Consider the following 15,061-nt stretch of genomic DNA (forward strand, 5'->3'; position numbering starts at 1 on the left):
TTGATGGAGATTTGCCTGTCGCGCGGAAGAAAGTCGCAGACGAACTTCCGGCGGTACGGGGTTTGAAAAGCTAATGAGCCTTTTCGACACTATCTTTGAGACACAAAGCCGATCGCATGTTTTGCTTCTTGCGATATTCGCAAGCACCGGCTTGGTCGTAGGGACGTTGTGGGTCGAACGTGTGGGGGCGGGATTGCGCCGGTCCGATCTGTTGTATCCTGCTGCTGCGGGCGTTCTGTTTGCGACCGCTGCGCTAGCGGTTACGCCGTTCGTCCAATCGGCAGTCGACAGCTGGGCCATCCCTGTGCTCTTTTTGCTCGGTGGAGGAGCCTATGTTCTTCTGTGCAAGGCAGCCGGCTATCTCAGAGGCCGTTTCGCGGACGGCAAAAGAAAGCAGCATGATCATGACGAGGATTTGTCCAATGTTGCTGTATCGTCGATCTTCTCCATCGTCGATCTGATCGGCTATGGTTTGACCCTCGGTATTGCAGCAGCCGCTTCCGTGACTTTGGCAATAGTCACCGCGGCAGGGTTGGCCATGGCGAATGTCTTGGTCAGTCGTCAGATTGGCTCCAGGTTCATAGCCGCTAGCTCAAGCCGAATGGACCGCATCGCGCTACAGGTCGGTCTCGCTCTGGCCTTCATCGGTTCTGCGCTGTTGGCATTCTGGATGGTACACAGTGTCGATAGTTTCGGGCTGCCTTGGCTCCTCACCGTCCTTGCAGGGTTGCTCCTGGCTGCGGCGGTAAGAGCTTTGCTTCTTCATCAAGCGGCACACACAGCGGGGCACTTCAAATCGCTTCTTGTTTTTCTCGTCGGGTTCGCCCTTCTCGCACTCATTTTCGCCGGGCTTGATGAATTATCAGACGCGGTGGATCTTCCGAATTCGGGTTTGGAGCATCCCGCAGAGCGACCGGCAGTCGCGTTTAGCATTGAACCCTTCACAATGGGACGCGAGTAATGGAGCAATCCCACGGTCACGCCGGACATAGTCACGGCGAAGAAAATCTCAGCGATCGCCAGCTGATCTTTGCAGTGGCGATCAACGTTTTGCTTACAGTTGCCCAAATCATTGGCGGGATCGTCTCAGGGTCGCTCGCGCTCATAGCCGACGCCTTGCACAATTTCAGCGATGCGGCTTCGCTTGGCCTGGCCTGGTTCGCGCGCAAAATCGGGCGGCGACCCGCCGACAAACTTATGACCTTCGGTTATGCGCAAGGCGAAGTCGTCGCCGCACTCATCAACCTCACGACGCTGCTTATCATCGGCTTCTACCTGTTGGTGGAGGCAATCAACCGGTTCGCCGATCCCCAACCGGTCGAGGGATGGACCGTCATAGGCGTGGCGGGCATAGCGCTGGTCATCGATCTGGTGACTGCCTTCATCGTCTATCGCGGTTCGCATGACAGCATCAACATGAAGGCGGCCTTTCTGCACAACGTCTCCGATGCTCTCGCGTCGGTCGGTGTGATCGTTGCTGGCGCGCTGATCCTGCTATACGATCTCTACATCGCGGATCTGATCATCACCCTAATCATCGCCGGTTATGTCATCTGGCAGGGGGTGACCCTGATGCCGCGGACAGTCCGGCTCTTGATGGGCGCGGTTCCCGACGAGCTGGAGTTTGATCGGATCGTTTTGGCACTCGAAAAGTTGGATGGGATCGACGGAGTACATCATGTTCATGTTTGGTCGATCGGCGAGCATCACCGGGCGCTGGAAACGCATGTAACCCCTGAAGGCGCTTCACTTGAGCAATTCGAGAAAGTGAAGGGCCGGGCTAGGTCGATGTTGAAAGAAGAATTTCAAATTGAGCATGCGACATTCGAAGCGTGCTTTGAAACGGACTGCGAAGCCGATCTCGTTCCCGCGCATCAAACCGCACATCCGCATGAAGTTGGCGGACCCCATCAGCCTTAGATTTGTGTGCGTATTCGATGACGTCTGCAGACCACGATAATTGCTGAAAAACCGGAAACCCGGGCCGTCAAAGCTCGGCCGCAAGGTTTGGGTGCGTACGAGTGTTCGTTGAACAACCCTAACTCAGGCTTGCGAGGATTGTCGGGCTTGCCATCGGCCTGGCCCTGCTCGTGCAAAAAGGACCGCGCTGCGCAAGGTGTTAAATGCGTTGCAGTTGCTCGGTTACAAAGGAAAACAGCCGACCGCAGGCTTACTCTTTGAAGCTCAGGTAAATCACCACATCCTTGCCTCATCGGTGTCGCAAATCCCCCGCGCTGCGCTGCACAGCTACGCGCACGAGCGCTACCGAGAAGTTTTCCCAAAGCGTGTTTTTGCTCTTGCGAGGCAATCGCAATAAGGTTAGGGCCCGGATTTCCACACTCGGAGAACAGGAAGTTTTTATGTATCGTACGTATCCATCCGGTGAAGGCCGCGGTGTGACGCCGGCCGAGGCGTAGCCGAAGTTACGCGGCGATTGCGTCGGGGAGCGGCGCCCAGTTCCATGGCAGAAGCTCGTCGAGCCTGGTGGCGGGGTGATCGGCAATGCGGGCGAGGACATCGGCGAGCCAGGCCTGCGGATCGACGTCATTGAGCTTGGCGGTCTGGATCAGCGTGTAGATGATGGCGGCGCGTTGCCCGCCGCGGTCGGACCCGCAGAACAGCCATGCCTTGCGGCCGAGCGGCATCGCCCGTTCATTCTGCCCATGTCGGCGAAGAGCGGGAAGTTCACTATCCTTGGCATCCCTATTTCGGGCGGAAAGTCAGCGTACGGCGGGTAGAGGAGCGAGCGACGGGGCGCTTTCTCAAGGTCGAAGGCCCATCTGGCATCGTCGTTTCGATGCCTGGTTGGATGGTTGATCCGGTCGCCTGCTCCAAGATGAGAATCGGCCCGCCCCAAGTTGATGTTGCAGCGCTTTCCGATTTGAAGAGGCTGGTCACCGCGGTCGCTGCTTCACCAAACTCCCAACGCGATGATGGAGTCGCATTGGAGGAAGTCGATGAACAAGCACGACACGCCCGCACCGGCCTCGGGCAGACAGATGAGCCTGATCTTCGAGCCCCGGAGGGTGGACGGGATGAGCGAGGCGGAACGGACGAAGGCCGTAATCACGCTTGCTCAAATCCTGATGCAAGCCGCTGGCCTCGTCGTCGAGGAGCTCGGCGATGACCGGCACTGATTTAATCCCGGCGCAACTGCTGAAGCGCAAGGCCGTCGTCTACGTGCGACAATCGACACAATCCCAGGTCATGACCAACCTGGAAAGCCAGCGGCGGCAATACGACCTCGTCGACAGCGCACGTCAGCACGGTTTCACCGATATCGAAGTCATCGACGATGATCTCGGACGATCCGCGAGCGGAACCGTTGCGCGGCCCGGCTTTGATCGCCTGGTCGCATCATTGTGCGCGGGCAAGGTGGGTGCCGTGCTGTGCCTCGATGCGTCAAGGCTCGCGCGAAATGGTCGCGACTGGCACCATCTGCTGGAACTGTGCGGGCTCGTTGAAGCCCGTGTCATCGATCATGATGGCGTGTACAATCCTTGCCAGCCCAACGACCGCCTACTCCTGGGAATGAAGGGCAGCATCAGCGAGTTCGAGCTCGGCGTTCTCAGGACGCGAATGCTCGATGCCGCGAGGTCGAAGGCGCGCCGCGGCGAATTGCGGTTGTCTGTCCCGTTCGGCTACATCTGGCACCGCGAAGCGGGCCTGGGACTCGATCCCGACTTACGCCTTCAGGAGGTAATCCGGCTCATCTTTGCGCGCTTCCGAGAGCTGGGCAGTGCGCGTCAGGTGCTGTTGTCTATGAAGGCCGATGGAATCCACTTCCCGCGGCCTTCGGACGAAGGCCGCATGACCAGCTTCACATGGTTACCTATCCGCTATCGCAACGTCATCGCCGTCCTCAAAAACCCCTTCTATGCAGGTGTTTACGTCTACGGGAAAAGCGAAAAGCGGACTACCATTGTCGATGGGCGAGCGCGGCGAAGCTACGGGCATGGCAAGCCGGTCGGAACCTGGGAGGTGTTCATCAAGGAGCACCACGAGGGCTACGTCAGCTGGGAAGAATACGAGCGCAACCAGAAGCAGCTGGCCCTCAACAACTATGGCCGCGCTGGCGGCGTAAAGTCAGGCCGAGGCGGCAAGGCACTGCTGTCAGGGATCATGACGTGCGGACGGTGCGGGCGGCGACTGAGCGTTGCTTACACCGGTAACCCGCAAAGTCGGCCAGTCTACCGCTGTGACAAGCCGAACCTGATGATGGGCTTACCTCGATGCATGACCTTTGGCGGTCTACGAGTGGATGCAGCAGTTGCGCGCGAACTGCTGCGCGCGGTAGAACCCTTGGCGATCGAAGCCGCGTTCGAGGCGGAGCGGATGAACCGGGAACGACAAGAAGAGCAGCGCCAGATCCTCGACCTGGAACTCCAGCAGGCGCGCTACGAGGCCAGCCTAGCCGAGCGCCGCTACGCAGCTTGTGATCCCGATAATCGCCTGATAGCGGCGCAGCTGGAGAAAAACTGGGAAATCGCGCTCCGTCGCGTGCGGGACTTGAAGGCTCGCCAGCCTGCGGAAGGGCCCTCGACCATCGAGGCCGATCCAAATGCCTTCGCCAATCTGGCGGAAAACCTGTCGGCGGCCTGGAACGCTCCGGATGTGACGATGCGCGCTCGCCAGCAAATGCTACGTACAATGATCGCCGACATCGTCGTCGATGTCGATGATGCCGTGCGTGACGTCGTGCTCACGATCCATTGGCGGGGCGGCCAGCACTCGGAACTGCGGGTTCGCAAGCCGAAAGCCGGCGAGCACGGTTGTGCAACAGCGGAGGATGCGCTGGAGGTGATGCGCAGCATGGCGGGCCGTTGGTCCGACGAGCATATCGCCGCGACGCTGAATCGGATGGGCTTGCCCACCGGCCAAGGCAAAACCTGGACGGCGCACCGGGTCTACTCTGTTCGGCGCGTGCGAGGGATCGATGCCTATCGGTCTGCGGTGAAAGACGGCGAATGGCTCACCATGACTGAGGCGGCCAAAGCGCTTGGCACCTCAAGCCATACGATAAGACTTCTCATCAAAACCGGCGTGCTTCCGGCAGTGCAGGTCGTACCGCGCGCACCGCATCAAATCCGCTCCGCCGATTTGATGTCGGAAGCGGTAAAATCTGCGATGGCCCGAAAGGGTCGCCCGTGTCGCGTTGTTGACGCGGACATGCTTCCAATGTTTACAGATACTTGAATACGGAGTGCATAATGAAACACGCTTCGCGATGCAGCGCAACGCGCGTTCGGCAGCATTGTTGGTGAGGCAGATCCTGCCGTCGTCAAGGAAGCGGGTGAACGCGTCCCAGCGCTTCAGCATGTAGAGGCAGGCCTTGGTCAGATCATGGCCGCGCGACAGCTTGGCCACCTGCGCGGTGAGCCAGGTGTGGAGCTCGGACATCAGCGGTGCGCTGAGTTCCTGGCGAACGGCAATCCGCTCGGCCGGAGCCGTGCCATTGATGCCCCGCTCGATATCGAACAGGGCGTCGAGGCGCTGCACGGCTTCCAGCGCGATCGGATAGGTCATGCTGCTGCGCTGGCCACGGCTCTTCTTGCGGGCTGAGCTTACGACATCGGCCAGCTCGAAGAACTTGCGGCGCGCATGGGCAAAGCATCCAGCTTCCAGCACGGGACCGGGATCACGGCCTTCGCGATAGAGCTCGTTGTAGCCGCCATAGGCATCGGCCTGCAGGATACCGGACCATGCCGCGAGATGGGTCTGCGGGTGCTCGCCGCGCCGATCGCGCGAGTAATGGAACAGGGCAGCTGGTGGATCAGATCCGGCGAACGGGCGATCATCGCGAACGTAAACCCATAATCGAGCCGTATCGGTCTTGCCCCTGGCCATGACCGGCACGGTGGTATCGTCACCATGGATGCGGTCCGAAGCAAGGACGTGCGCTTCAATCAGCTTGTAGAGCGGCATCAGCGCATGGGCAGCCGCGCCGACCTGATCGGCGAGGGTCGAGACGCTGAGCGGCACGCCTTCGCGGGCAAAGCGCTCGGCCTGCCGGTTGAGCGGTTGGTGCTGCCCATACTTCTCGAACAATAGCATCGCCAGGAAGCTTGGTCCGGCCCATCCGCGCGGGACGACATGGAACGGCGCAGGGGCCTGCGCGATCTTCTCGCAGTCCCGGCACGAGAACTTCTCGCGCACCGTCTGGATCACCTTCCACGAGCGCGGGATCACCTCGAGCGTCTCGGTGACGTCTTCGCCGAGCTTGGAGAGCCGATCCCCGCCGCAGGCCGGGCAGGAACATGGGGCGGGCACCACGACGCGCTCGCGCGGCAGATGATCGGGAAACGGCTTCCTTGCCGGGCGCTTGCGCTCGAGGGCGGTGACGGTGGTGGTCCTGGCTGCCGCTTCCTCGGCGATCAGATCGTCCTCAGCGGCATCAGCCTCGAGATCTTCGAGCTGCAGCTCCATCTGATCCAGCAGGCGGCGGCTGCGCTCGGCGCTGGCGCCATACTGCTCGCGCCTGAGCTTGGCGATCTGCAGCTTGAGGTGGGCGATCACCGCTTCGATGGCGCTCTCGCGGGCATGGGCGTTGGCCAGTTCGGCTGCGACAGTGGCGGCGTGCTGCTCGGCCTCCTCGGCTCTGCGGGCCATCGTCGCCACCAGCGCCTTGAGCGCTTCGACATCGTCCGGAACGGGCGAGATGGCGGCTTCCATGACGCAGAGTGAATCACGTGGGATGCCCTGCTGCAAGAGCAAAATGCCACCTTCTGACGATTATCCTGCGCTCTGCGGCCGCCACGTATACTGCGGGTTGCGCCAGTCGATCCCCTCCAGCAGGCAGGCCAGCTGGGACGGGGTCAAGGATACCGTTCCGTCCTTCGCCGAGGGCCATACAAACCGGCCCTTCTCGAGCCGCTTGGCATAGAGCGACATGCCGATCCCGTCGTGCCAGATGATCTTGATCAGCGATCCCGCGCGGCCGCGAAACACGAACAGATCGCCGCTATGAGGATTACGCTTGAGACCCTGCTGCACCAGCAGGGCCAGGCCCTGCATGCCCTTCCGCATGTCCGTGTGGCCCAGCGCGATCCACACCCGCGCGCTCGGAGGGATCATCGCAGAGCCTTCAATGCGGCAGCAACCAGCGCCGGTGATGCCGCAGGATAAATGCTCAGCCGCTTGCCGCGCGGCAGATCAATGATCATCACGGGGTGCTCGACCGTGCTGGTCGCCGCTGCGTCCTCATCCACCACCGCTTCGGCAAACACCGGCGCCGGCAACGCCTCGGATAAGCTGCTTGCCCGTTCGCCTGCCTCGCGCAGCTTGCGCCGCCAGGTGTAGATCAGCGCCGAAGAAATATCGTGACGTCGGCACACCTCGGCAACGCAGGCGCCCGGCGCGAAAGCATCGGAAAGTATCCGCAGCCGCTCTTCCTCGCTCCAACGTCGGCGCCGCTCTGGCCCCGAAAACACCGTCACCTGACCCATCGACCACTCCATAAGCGCGCTCACAAGAGCACGCTAAAGAGCGCTCAATACCTACCCAGACAAGGCGGTCCCCGCCGGATGGATACTATCGTACTACCGTCTCGTCCCTCGCAATCGCTTTGTCCGCACCGGCGGTGGCACAAGAGACTACCGGGCCTGATGACGGAGAGGTGCGCGCCGAACAGATTGCAGACGAGCGCCGGGAGAATCCGGTGGATTCGATCATCGTGGTCGGCGGCCGGATCGATCCCTACCGTATCGCGGGATCGGCCGATCTTATCGACAGCGAGGATCTGCGCCGGTTCGATTACGGGGATGTAAATCGCGTCCTGCGGCAGGTCCCCGGCATCAACACGCAGGAGGAAGACGGGTTCGGCTTGTTCCCGAATATCGGTCTGCGCGGCAGTCCGGTCGAACGTTCGAGCAACATCACGCTCATGGAAGACGGCGTGCTGATCGCGCCTGCTCCCTATGCCGCGCCGGCAGCGTATTATTTCCCGGCCATCGGGCGCATGCAGGCGGTCGAAGTCACGAAAGGGGCCGCCGCCATTCGCTATGGGCCCCGTACGATCGGCGGGGCGGTCAATCTTCGGTCGACCGACATTCCGGCCGACGGGCTGGCTGGCTACGCTTTCGGGCAATACGGGTCGCGCGACTATTATCAGGGACAGGCCTGGGTCGGTGGAGACACGGACTACGTCGGCGCGCTGCTTGAAACCTACCAGCAGGGCAGCGACGGCTTCAAGACGATTGATGGGCTTCCCGACGCCGACACCGGTTTCGAGCGACAGGATTACCGTGGACGCTTGGCTGTTCACACAGCACCGGACGCGCCTGTCGAGGCGCGACTGGAATTCGTCTATGGCCGATCGGACCTTGAAGCCAACGAGACGTACCTTGGACTTGCCGACACCGATTTCGCCGCGGAGCCCTATCGTCGCTATGCGGCAAGCCAGCGCGACGCTTTTTCCGGTGAGCACGATCAATATCGCGTTACCGGCAGCTTGGCATTTTCTGACGGAACGAGGATCACAGCTACGCTGTACCGGAACGACTTTGCCCGCAGCTGGTCCAAGCTCCAGGATATCGACTTCGACGGCGATGGCAGCTTCGATTCAATTAGCTCGGTTTTCGTTAATCCAGAGGACAATGCCGGGGCGCTTAGCATCTTGCGCGGGGCGGATAGCTTCGAGGGCGCGGTTCGCATACGGAACAACAACCGCGTCTATCGCAGCGAAGGCGCTCAGATTTCGCTTGAGCGCCCCTTCGAGATGGGCGGCGCGAGGCACAACCTTGCCGTATCTGTCCGCTACCACGAGGATGAGGAAGACAGGCTGCAAAACGAGGAATTCTACTCACAGATCGGGGGTGATCTCGTCTTCGAACGGCAGACCGATCTTGGTCAGCAAGCCAACCGGGAAGCGAAAGCAAAGGCGATCGCGTTCTATATCGAGGACCGGATCGAGATCGGTGCCCTGACACTGACTCCCGGCTTGAGGTATGAAGGGATTGACCTGACCCGGCTCGACTATGCCGGGTCGGACCCGGATCGCTCAAATGGGCCGACACGTGTCCGTCAGACCAATATCGATCAGTGGTTGCCAGGTCTTGGCGCCACCTACGAGTTGGGTGATGCCATATTGCTGGCAGGTGTGTCGCGCGGTTTCTCACCTCCCGGTCCAGGCAATCCTGATGCACGGGCCGAGGAAAGCTGGAACTACGAAGCCGGGGTCCGCTATCGGAGCGACAAGGTCCAGGTCTCCGCGATCGGCTTCTACAACGACTACTCGAACCTTCTGGGCAACTGCACTCAATCCGTGGGCTGCAGCGTCGGTGATATTGGCGATCAGTTCAATGGCGGCGCGGTTACGGTCAAAGGGCTGGAACTGTCGGCGGCGGTTGAACCTCGCCTTTCCAATTCGGTCTCGTTCCCGCTCTCGCTTGCCTACACGTTCACGGATGCAGAATTCGACAGCAGCTTCGACAGCGAATTTTTTGGCGACGTAAACGAAGGCGATGACCTGCCGTACATCGCGCGCCATCAGCTCTATGTCGAAGCGGGGGTAAACATGGGACGTGCGGCGGCTACCGTTGGCGCCAACTACGTTTCCGAGTTGCGCGACAATCCAGGAAGCGGAGCCGTTGCTGAAAACGAGAGGATCGATGATCGCATCGTCTTCGATATTGCGGGAAGTTACGCGCTGACTGACAAATTCTCCCTGTTTGCGCGCGTCGACAATGTTCTCGACAATCAATACGCCGTGAGCAGGCGCCCGTTCGGTCTGCGACCAGGGGTTCCGCGGCGCATTGTGGGTGGTGCTCGGGTCAGTTTTTAAACTCCGCGTGAGGCTTTTGGCGTTGATGTTCGCGCCCCCTTCATTTTGCGTGCTTGGAGGCGAGAACTGAGATGAAAGCTGACCCTAGATCGAATGCCAGACGGGATTGGGCAGGGCGGAACTCCCCACCAAGACTGTTGCGGACGCCTGGGGGTGAGCTCGTCCGCGAATCCTGGTTCTCGAACGACAATCGTATCCCTGAAAAGTCGACCGGTGTTTTCAGTATCAGGGATTCGTCGCGATCTTTCAGGCCACGCGTGGCGCGAAAAGGATGACTGTGGCACCGCCGAGGCAGATCAATGCTCCTAGCAGATCCCAGCGATCCGGCTGTGTATCTTCGACGAGCCAGAGCCAGCCAAGCGACGCGGTGATATAGACGCCGCCATAGGCGGCGAAGGCTCGCCCTGCAGCATCCGCCTCAATGCGAGCAAGGAGATAGGCGAACAACACGAGCGCCAATACTCCGGGAAGGAGCCACCAGGCGCTCCTGTCCATTCTGAACCAGGCCCAGAACGCAAAGCACCCCGCAATCTCGGCGAGCGCGGCAAGGGGATAGATCCATATCGCGTTCACGCTTCAGTCCCCTCGGCGAGCGCTTCAATGACCAGACAGGTGCCGACCGTTCCTTGCTCGCAGTTTTCCAGCATCCGGCGCAGTTCCCTTCGGAGAGCCTCCAGATCGGCAATCTTGCGGTTGACTTCGCCCAGGTGCGCTCGTGCCAGCGTGTCGACCGCATGGCAGGCCCGCGACCGGTCGTCGGCCAGTTCGAGAAGTTCGCGAATGCGCGTCATGGAAAACCCCAGGTCGCGCGCGCGGCGAATGAAATTCAGTCTCCGGGCGTGCTCGGGACCGTAGTCGCGATAGTTGGCCTGTGTGCGGGGCGGGGACGCGAGAACGCCCTCGCGTTCATAGTAACGGATGGTTTCCGCTTTTACGCCCGCCGCGCGGGCGAGTTCACCGATCCGCATAGGCTTCCCTCGATCGCTTGACCTTGTAGCGACTACAAGGTGTATAAATCGATTCGACACAAGGAGTCGAGCGAATGGGAAAAAATTGCTGCGGTCCTGTCGAGGACGTCGAGGCGAATAATGATCCGCTGTGGCGCCGTATCCTGTGGATCGCTCTCATTCTCAATGCGGTTATGTTCAGCGTCGAAATCGTGGCGGGCCTTGCTGCTGATTCGCGTGCATTGCAGGCTGACGCACTCGATTTTCTGGGCGATGCGGCAAATTACGCCATAAGTCTCTGCGTTGCCGGAATGGCGCTTGCGTGGCGCGCTTGCGCAGCCATTGCCAAAGCAGCGACCATGCTGGCGTTCGGGCTATGGGTGCTTGGCTCCGCGATCTGGGGTTTCTTTGTCGGTGCCTCGCCGGACGCCGGGACCATGGGCATTATCGGAACCGTCGCGCTTGCGGTGAATCTCGCAGTTGCCGCGATGTTGTTCCGGTTTCGCACGGGTGATGCCAACATGCGCTCGGTGTGGATTTGCTCGCGCAACGACGCGATCGGCAATGTAGCGGTTCTGGGCGCGGCGCTGGGTGTCTTCGGAACCGGGCGCGCGTGGCCCGACCTGGTCGTGGCCGCCATTATGGCCAGCCTAGCAATTTGGGGCAGTATTGAGGTATTCGGTCAAGCGCGCGGTGAGTTGCGCTCTGCTTGAGAAGGGACTCCGACAGGCAGTTACGTGATAGCACGACCTCTGCTGGCTTACGCTAACTTCCTTTCAAAGCCCATTGAAGGCCAACCGCTTTCAATTATTGCAGGTGACCGCATGAGTACTGGTCCATCAAAACCATCCTTGCGGTGGACTCCGGAGACGGTGATGTTTTCGGCGGCCGGGTAACGATTGTCTCTCCTGATGGTGACAGTCTTGATGCAATTCGTCGCGCTGCTCATCCCGGCGACCGCTGCTCATTAGGAATCACTTTCGCTCGCTTCGACTAGGCTGACCCAAGTCCCATTTTTCGTGAGAGCCAAAGGGTCGCGGTCGGGACAAGAACCCACATGATTATGGGAACGAGTCCGATCTTTGTCCCAGGGACTAGCGGCATAGTGGGACTGTAGGTCCAGCCCCAGGCAGCCCCAACGGCCAATATTTCGACCACGGATGTTATCGCGAGACCGATGGCGAGATAGATAAGGAAGCGGGATATTGGCCAGTCGACAAGCCAAGGTGTTCGGCGGTTTCCCAACGAGGCGCCCAGATAGGCCGCCACCATGATACCCGCGTCACCGAACGATGCCAGACCACATCGGTATGCGGCTTCAACAGGACCAAGCCCGTCAGTGCTGTAGAACGGGAGCTGGAACATTTCCCAGGCGAAGGCAATCAGTCCGCCGAAAATGGCGATCCACAGGGCGGGATGCGCGCCCCGCCACACTGCTTCGGGCCTACCCGTATTAATAGGCTCCAAAGCTCACCATCCTATTGCATTGGCTCCGCCATCGCCATGCCGATCCGCTAAACAACGAACCGGTCCCAGCTTCCGTAATGTTCGTCGCTCCGATGCCCTCTTGGCAGGCTCAGTACAATCAGAAGCGCTCCGAGCATCGTACCGACAACGTTGCCAACAGTACTGGCGCCTCCGTCCATAAGCCACGGAGCCACGATGAGCCAGGCACCGAACGCGACGTTGAGAAAGCGCAATGGCCTTGCGACCTCCGCCATGGCAATTACCGATACCGTGATGACCAGCGCGCCGACCAGATGGTCGCTGTCAGCAAGAGGCGGTACATTCCCAAGAACGAGCCTGGAGAACATCAGGAAAGCACCGATCAGCACACTGATGGCCAATGTCCATGGGACCGTGACCCCGCGCGCCGCCGAACCGCCGATCGCCGCGAGCGGAGCATCGAAACCGGGATGTGAGTCCTTGCTGCCGCCTGGCAGCGCGTCGCCGCGGAAGAACGAGCGCCAGAACGGTCGCCCGCGCCGCGTGTTGAGAACCAGGAACTGGCCCATCGCGACCAGCTCGTCGAGCGAATAGGGGATCATGATCAGCATCGCGGCCGCCGCCATGAGGCAGATCGTGCAATAGGTGCCGATCATGATCGGCTGGATGATGATGAAGTAGATGCTGATCACGCCGAGGGGCACGACGACGATGCCGAACAGTGTCACCATCCAGGGCATGGTCCGCCAGCGGGCCCTGCCGCCCATGACGCCCATCAGGATCTCGAACATGTAGCTCATCGCACCGATGCCGCCATCGGCCACCGGCCAGGCCTTGGAGACATCGGAGGTAATGATGTATTCGGTCCCGTTGAGCGCGCTTGGCGAAGCGAAGAACGGCTCCCACACGCCGTCGATATGGCCGAGCTGATATGCCGTGAGGATACGTGAAAGAAAGAAACCGACGGCGCCGAGAATAATGATCGGCATGCGCTGGACATAGGTCGAGGGCGAATAGGTCCAACCCGGCGGCACGTCGCTGTCGTCCATCATGCCTTCCGGAGCCATGCCCGGCATCATGGGCACCAGGATGGTGAAAGCGATCACCAGTGCGCCGATGAAAGTGTCGTTGGCATAGACGGCAGCATCGGGCGTCCAGAACAGCAACGGGGCGCCGAGCAGCCAGATGCCGATACAGGTGTTCGCCCATTGCGCCCAGCCTCCGCGTGGCGAGAGCGAAATAGCCGCGAAGATCATGATCAGCATGCCGCTCACCAAATCGTTCCAGGCTGTCAGCCAGCTTCGTAGCGCGGGATCCCAGAGATCGCGATCCTCGGTTATGCGCGTGACTGCAGCGGTAAATTCGCTCTGGTCGAAGGTCCCGAAGACAAACGGTGTGGTCGCGAGCCATAGGCCGAGCAACATCGTAAACCAATGAACCCAGAGCATGTTGAAATGCATCTTGCGCATGTGACCGGCGTGGTCCGCCAGAGCATCTTCGCTTAGCGGGGCAGGCTCTGCCTCATCGGCTTCATCGAAATTGCTGCCGGCCACCCGCGCGGCATTGAGCTTGTTCTCGCGGTACCAGGCCGAAGGATCGGCTTTCAGACCTTCGACGATCCGCGGGAGGGCGGTCCTCAGCCTGTGCTGCGGCGTCCAGTCCAGCCTTTCCCGCGCATTGCTGAGATCGAGTTCGTAGTGGTCGTCCGAAATGTCCACCATCCACGGCCGGATGAAAGCCTCTTCGCCAAGCACTTCGTTTTCGACCCAGGCGCCGGTCTTGGCGAGGCCCTTCGGCACCGCGCGTGTCGTCCAGTCCTCATCGTGGATCAGGCGTCCAAGCGACTTTTGCAGTTCGCCATAGGACATCACGTCATCTTCGCCGAGAAGAACCGGCCATTCACTGGGAAGCTCGCGCCGCCGGTCGACGATGCGCTCGATCCCGTCGAGCAAATCCTCAAGGTGCAAATATGGCTGTCCGGTGTCGAGGTCACCGGGATAGACGCGGGCGCTCGGCCGCTTCTCGTAAATTCGCGCGACCTGCTGTGCCAGAAACGCCGAATGGCCTTCATCGTCGTATACGCCCGCAGGCCGCACGAAGACCGCATCGATGTCGCCGCGCTTCTCGCGGATCAACTGCTCGGTGCGGACCTTCGATTCGCGGTAGGGCAGATCCGTGTCCAGCGGCGAGGTCTCGTCGATCAGCCCGCCGCCCTTGATGGGGGCATGGGCCAGCATCGTGCTCACGAACACGAACTGGTCGATTTCGAAATCCTGAAGTGCGTCGAGCAATCGACCGGTTCCCTTGACCGTCACCGCGTCATATTTGGGGTTCGGTTCACCGGTAAGATCGAAATAGGCAGCAAGGTGGACGAAGGAGGCGATCCTTTTGCCATAGGCGTTCGAACGCGTTCGAAGGCGGCATCGATGCTCGCCTGGTCGGTGACATCGACACAGACGCATTCGGCCTCTGCCGGGGGATGGGGAGCGGCGTCGCGGTCGAATCCGATCACGCGGTATCTCGCTGCAAGCTTCTTTACGATGGCTGAGCCGATATAGCCGCTCGAGCCAGTAACGATCACGACAGGTTTATCGGAGTTGTCAGTCAAGATATGATCCTTGCTTCGACTTTGAACGACCTCACGACCCTTGAGCGGTGCCTAAAAACCTCAATCTAACAGAGTTTCCAACCCGAAAGCGTGCGGGAAAACGCAGTCCTTCTCCCTGTTACGAAATAACGATCGATTTCCCTCACATCGAGAGCAATTTCCGCAGCGAGCGGGCATTGGATTTAACTAACGGCACCCTTCCTGCCGAGCCTCGGGTTTCCTCGGCAGCCGATAATACGGACCAGCGCGAAAGACCAACGAGTCGGCTTTGAAATAGGA

The 15,061-nt window shown here is 60.4% G+C and carries 12 protein-coding genes and 2 pseudogenes; 6 read left to right on the forward strand and 8 right to left on the reverse strand.

Going from position 1 to position 15,061, the window contains the following annotated elements; translation table 11 throughout:
- The first annotated feature begins 73 nt into the window (after window positions 1-73).
- Both A9D14_RS18940 and A9D14_RS18945 read left to right on the forward strand, forming a co-directional pair.
- The gene (locus A9D14_RS18940; protein ID WP_050600438.1) at window positions 74-961 is read left to right on the forward strand and encodes a ZIP family metal transporter; all 888 of its coding nucleotides are present in this window, start codon (window positions 74-76) and stop codon (window positions 959-961) included.
- Entirely contained in the window at window positions 961-1,920 is a 960-nt protein-coding gene (locus A9D14_RS18945) for a cation diffusion facilitator family transporter (protein WP_050600437.1), read from the forward strand. Before A9D14_RS18940 ends, A9D14_RS18945 begins: the two co-directional genes overlap by 1 nt.
- A gap of 503 nt (window positions 1,921-2,423) precedes the next feature.
- Here A9D14_RS18945 and A9D14_RS18950 read toward each other — a convergent pair.
- Window positions 2,424-2,651, reverse strand: a pseudogene (locus A9D14_RS18950) (transposase domain-containing protein); the annotation flags it as partial.
- 306 nt (window positions 2,652-2,957) lie between these two features.
- Between A9D14_RS18950 and A9D14_RS18960 the strand changes: the two are divergent.
- Both A9D14_RS18960 and A9D14_RS20545 read left to right on the forward strand, forming a co-directional pair.
- Entirely contained in the window at window positions 2,958-3,137 is a 180-nt protein-coding gene (locus A9D14_RS18960) for a hypothetical protein (protein WP_066847877.1), read from the forward strand.
- On the forward strand, window positions 3,124-5,196 hold the full coding sequence (locus A9D14_RS20545) for a recombinase family protein (RefSeq protein WP_066842370.1): 2,073 nt from the start codon (window positions 3,124-3,126) through the stop codon (window positions 5,194-5,196). Before A9D14_RS18960 ends, A9D14_RS20545 begins: the two co-directional genes overlap by 14 nt.
- A gap of 30 nt (window positions 5,197-5,226) precedes the next feature.
- On the opposite strand, the pseudogene tnpC reads toward A9D14_RS20545, so the two are convergent.
- The 3 genes and pseudogenes from tnpC to tnpA form a co-directional block, all read right to left on the reverse strand.
- A pseudogene (gene tnpC, locus A9D14_RS18970) lies at window positions 5,227-6,672 on the reverse strand (IS66 family transposase); the annotation flags it as partial.
- 60 nt (window positions 6,673-6,732) lie between these two features.
- On the reverse strand, window positions 6,733-7,074 hold the full coding sequence (gene tnpB / locus A9D14_RS18975) for an IS66 family insertion sequence element accessory protein TnpB (RefSeq protein WP_066846946.1): 342 nt from the start codon (window positions 7,072-7,074) through the stop codon (window positions 6,733-6,735).
- A complete protein-coding gene (gene tnpA, locus A9D14_RS18980) occupies window positions 7,071-7,445 on the reverse strand; it encodes an IS66-like element accessory protein TnpA (RefSeq protein WP_066848315.1) in 375 nt (124 codons plus the stop codon). Before tnpA ends, tnpB begins: the two co-directional genes overlap by 4 nt.
- A 170-nt stretch (window positions 7,446-7,615) precedes the next feature.
- On the opposite strand from tnpA, the gene A9D14_RS18985 reads away from it, so the two are divergent.
- The gene (locus A9D14_RS18985; protein ID WP_232469161.1) at window positions 7,616-9,781 is read left to right on the forward strand and encodes a TonB-dependent receptor family protein; all 2,166 of its coding nucleotides are present in this window, start codon (window positions 7,616-7,618) and stop codon (window positions 9,779-9,781) included.
- Window positions 9,782-10,027: 246 nt separating this feature from the next.
- Here the strand turns inward: A9D14_RS18985 and A9D14_RS18990 are convergent, their stop codons facing one another.
- A complete protein-coding gene (locus A9D14_RS18990) occupies window positions 10,028-10,354 on the reverse strand; it encodes a YnfA family protein (RefSeq protein WP_050600435.1) in 327 nt (108 codons plus the stop codon).
- Window positions 10,351-10,749 (reverse strand): MerR family transcriptional regulator, encoded by a 399-nt coding sequence (locus A9D14_RS18995; protein ID WP_050600434.1) that lies wholly within the window; start codon window positions 10,747-10,749, stop codon window positions 10,351-10,353. Before A9D14_RS18995 ends, A9D14_RS18990 begins: the two co-directional genes overlap by 4 nt.
- Window positions 10,750-10,823: 74 nt before the next feature.
- Between A9D14_RS18995 and A9D14_RS19000 the strand changes: the two genes are divergently transcribed.
- Complete coding sequence (locus A9D14_RS19000) at window positions 10,824-11,441, forward strand: cation efflux transmembrane domain-containing protein (RefSeq protein ID WP_050600433.1); 618 nt, start codon at window positions 10,824-10,826, stop codon at window positions 11,439-11,441.
- An 801-nt stretch (window positions 11,442-12,242) separates the two neighbouring features.
- Here the strand turns inward: A9D14_RS19000 and A9D14_RS19010 are convergent.
- Entirely contained in the window at window positions 12,243-14,558 is a 2,316-nt protein-coding gene (locus tag A9D14_RS19010) for an SPW repeat domain-containing protein (protein ID WP_332459798.1), read from the reverse strand.
- Window positions 14,486-14,782 carry an NAD(P)-dependent oxidoreductase gene (locus A9D14_RS20415; RefSeq protein ID WP_332459794.1) on the reverse strand — a complete coding sequence of 99 codons (297 nt, stop codon included), beginning with the start codon at window positions 14,780-14,782 and terminating at the stop codon, window positions 14,486-14,488. Before A9D14_RS20415 ends, A9D14_RS19010 begins: the two co-directional genes overlap by 73 nt.
- Window positions 14,783-15,061: the final 279 nt, after the last annotated feature.

Origin of the sequence: Croceicoccus marinus (assembly GCF_001661675.2) — a bacterium.
Taxonomy (GTDB): Bacteria; Pseudomonadota; Alphaproteobacteria; order Sphingomonadales; family Sphingomonadaceae; genus Croceicoccus; species Croceicoccus marinus.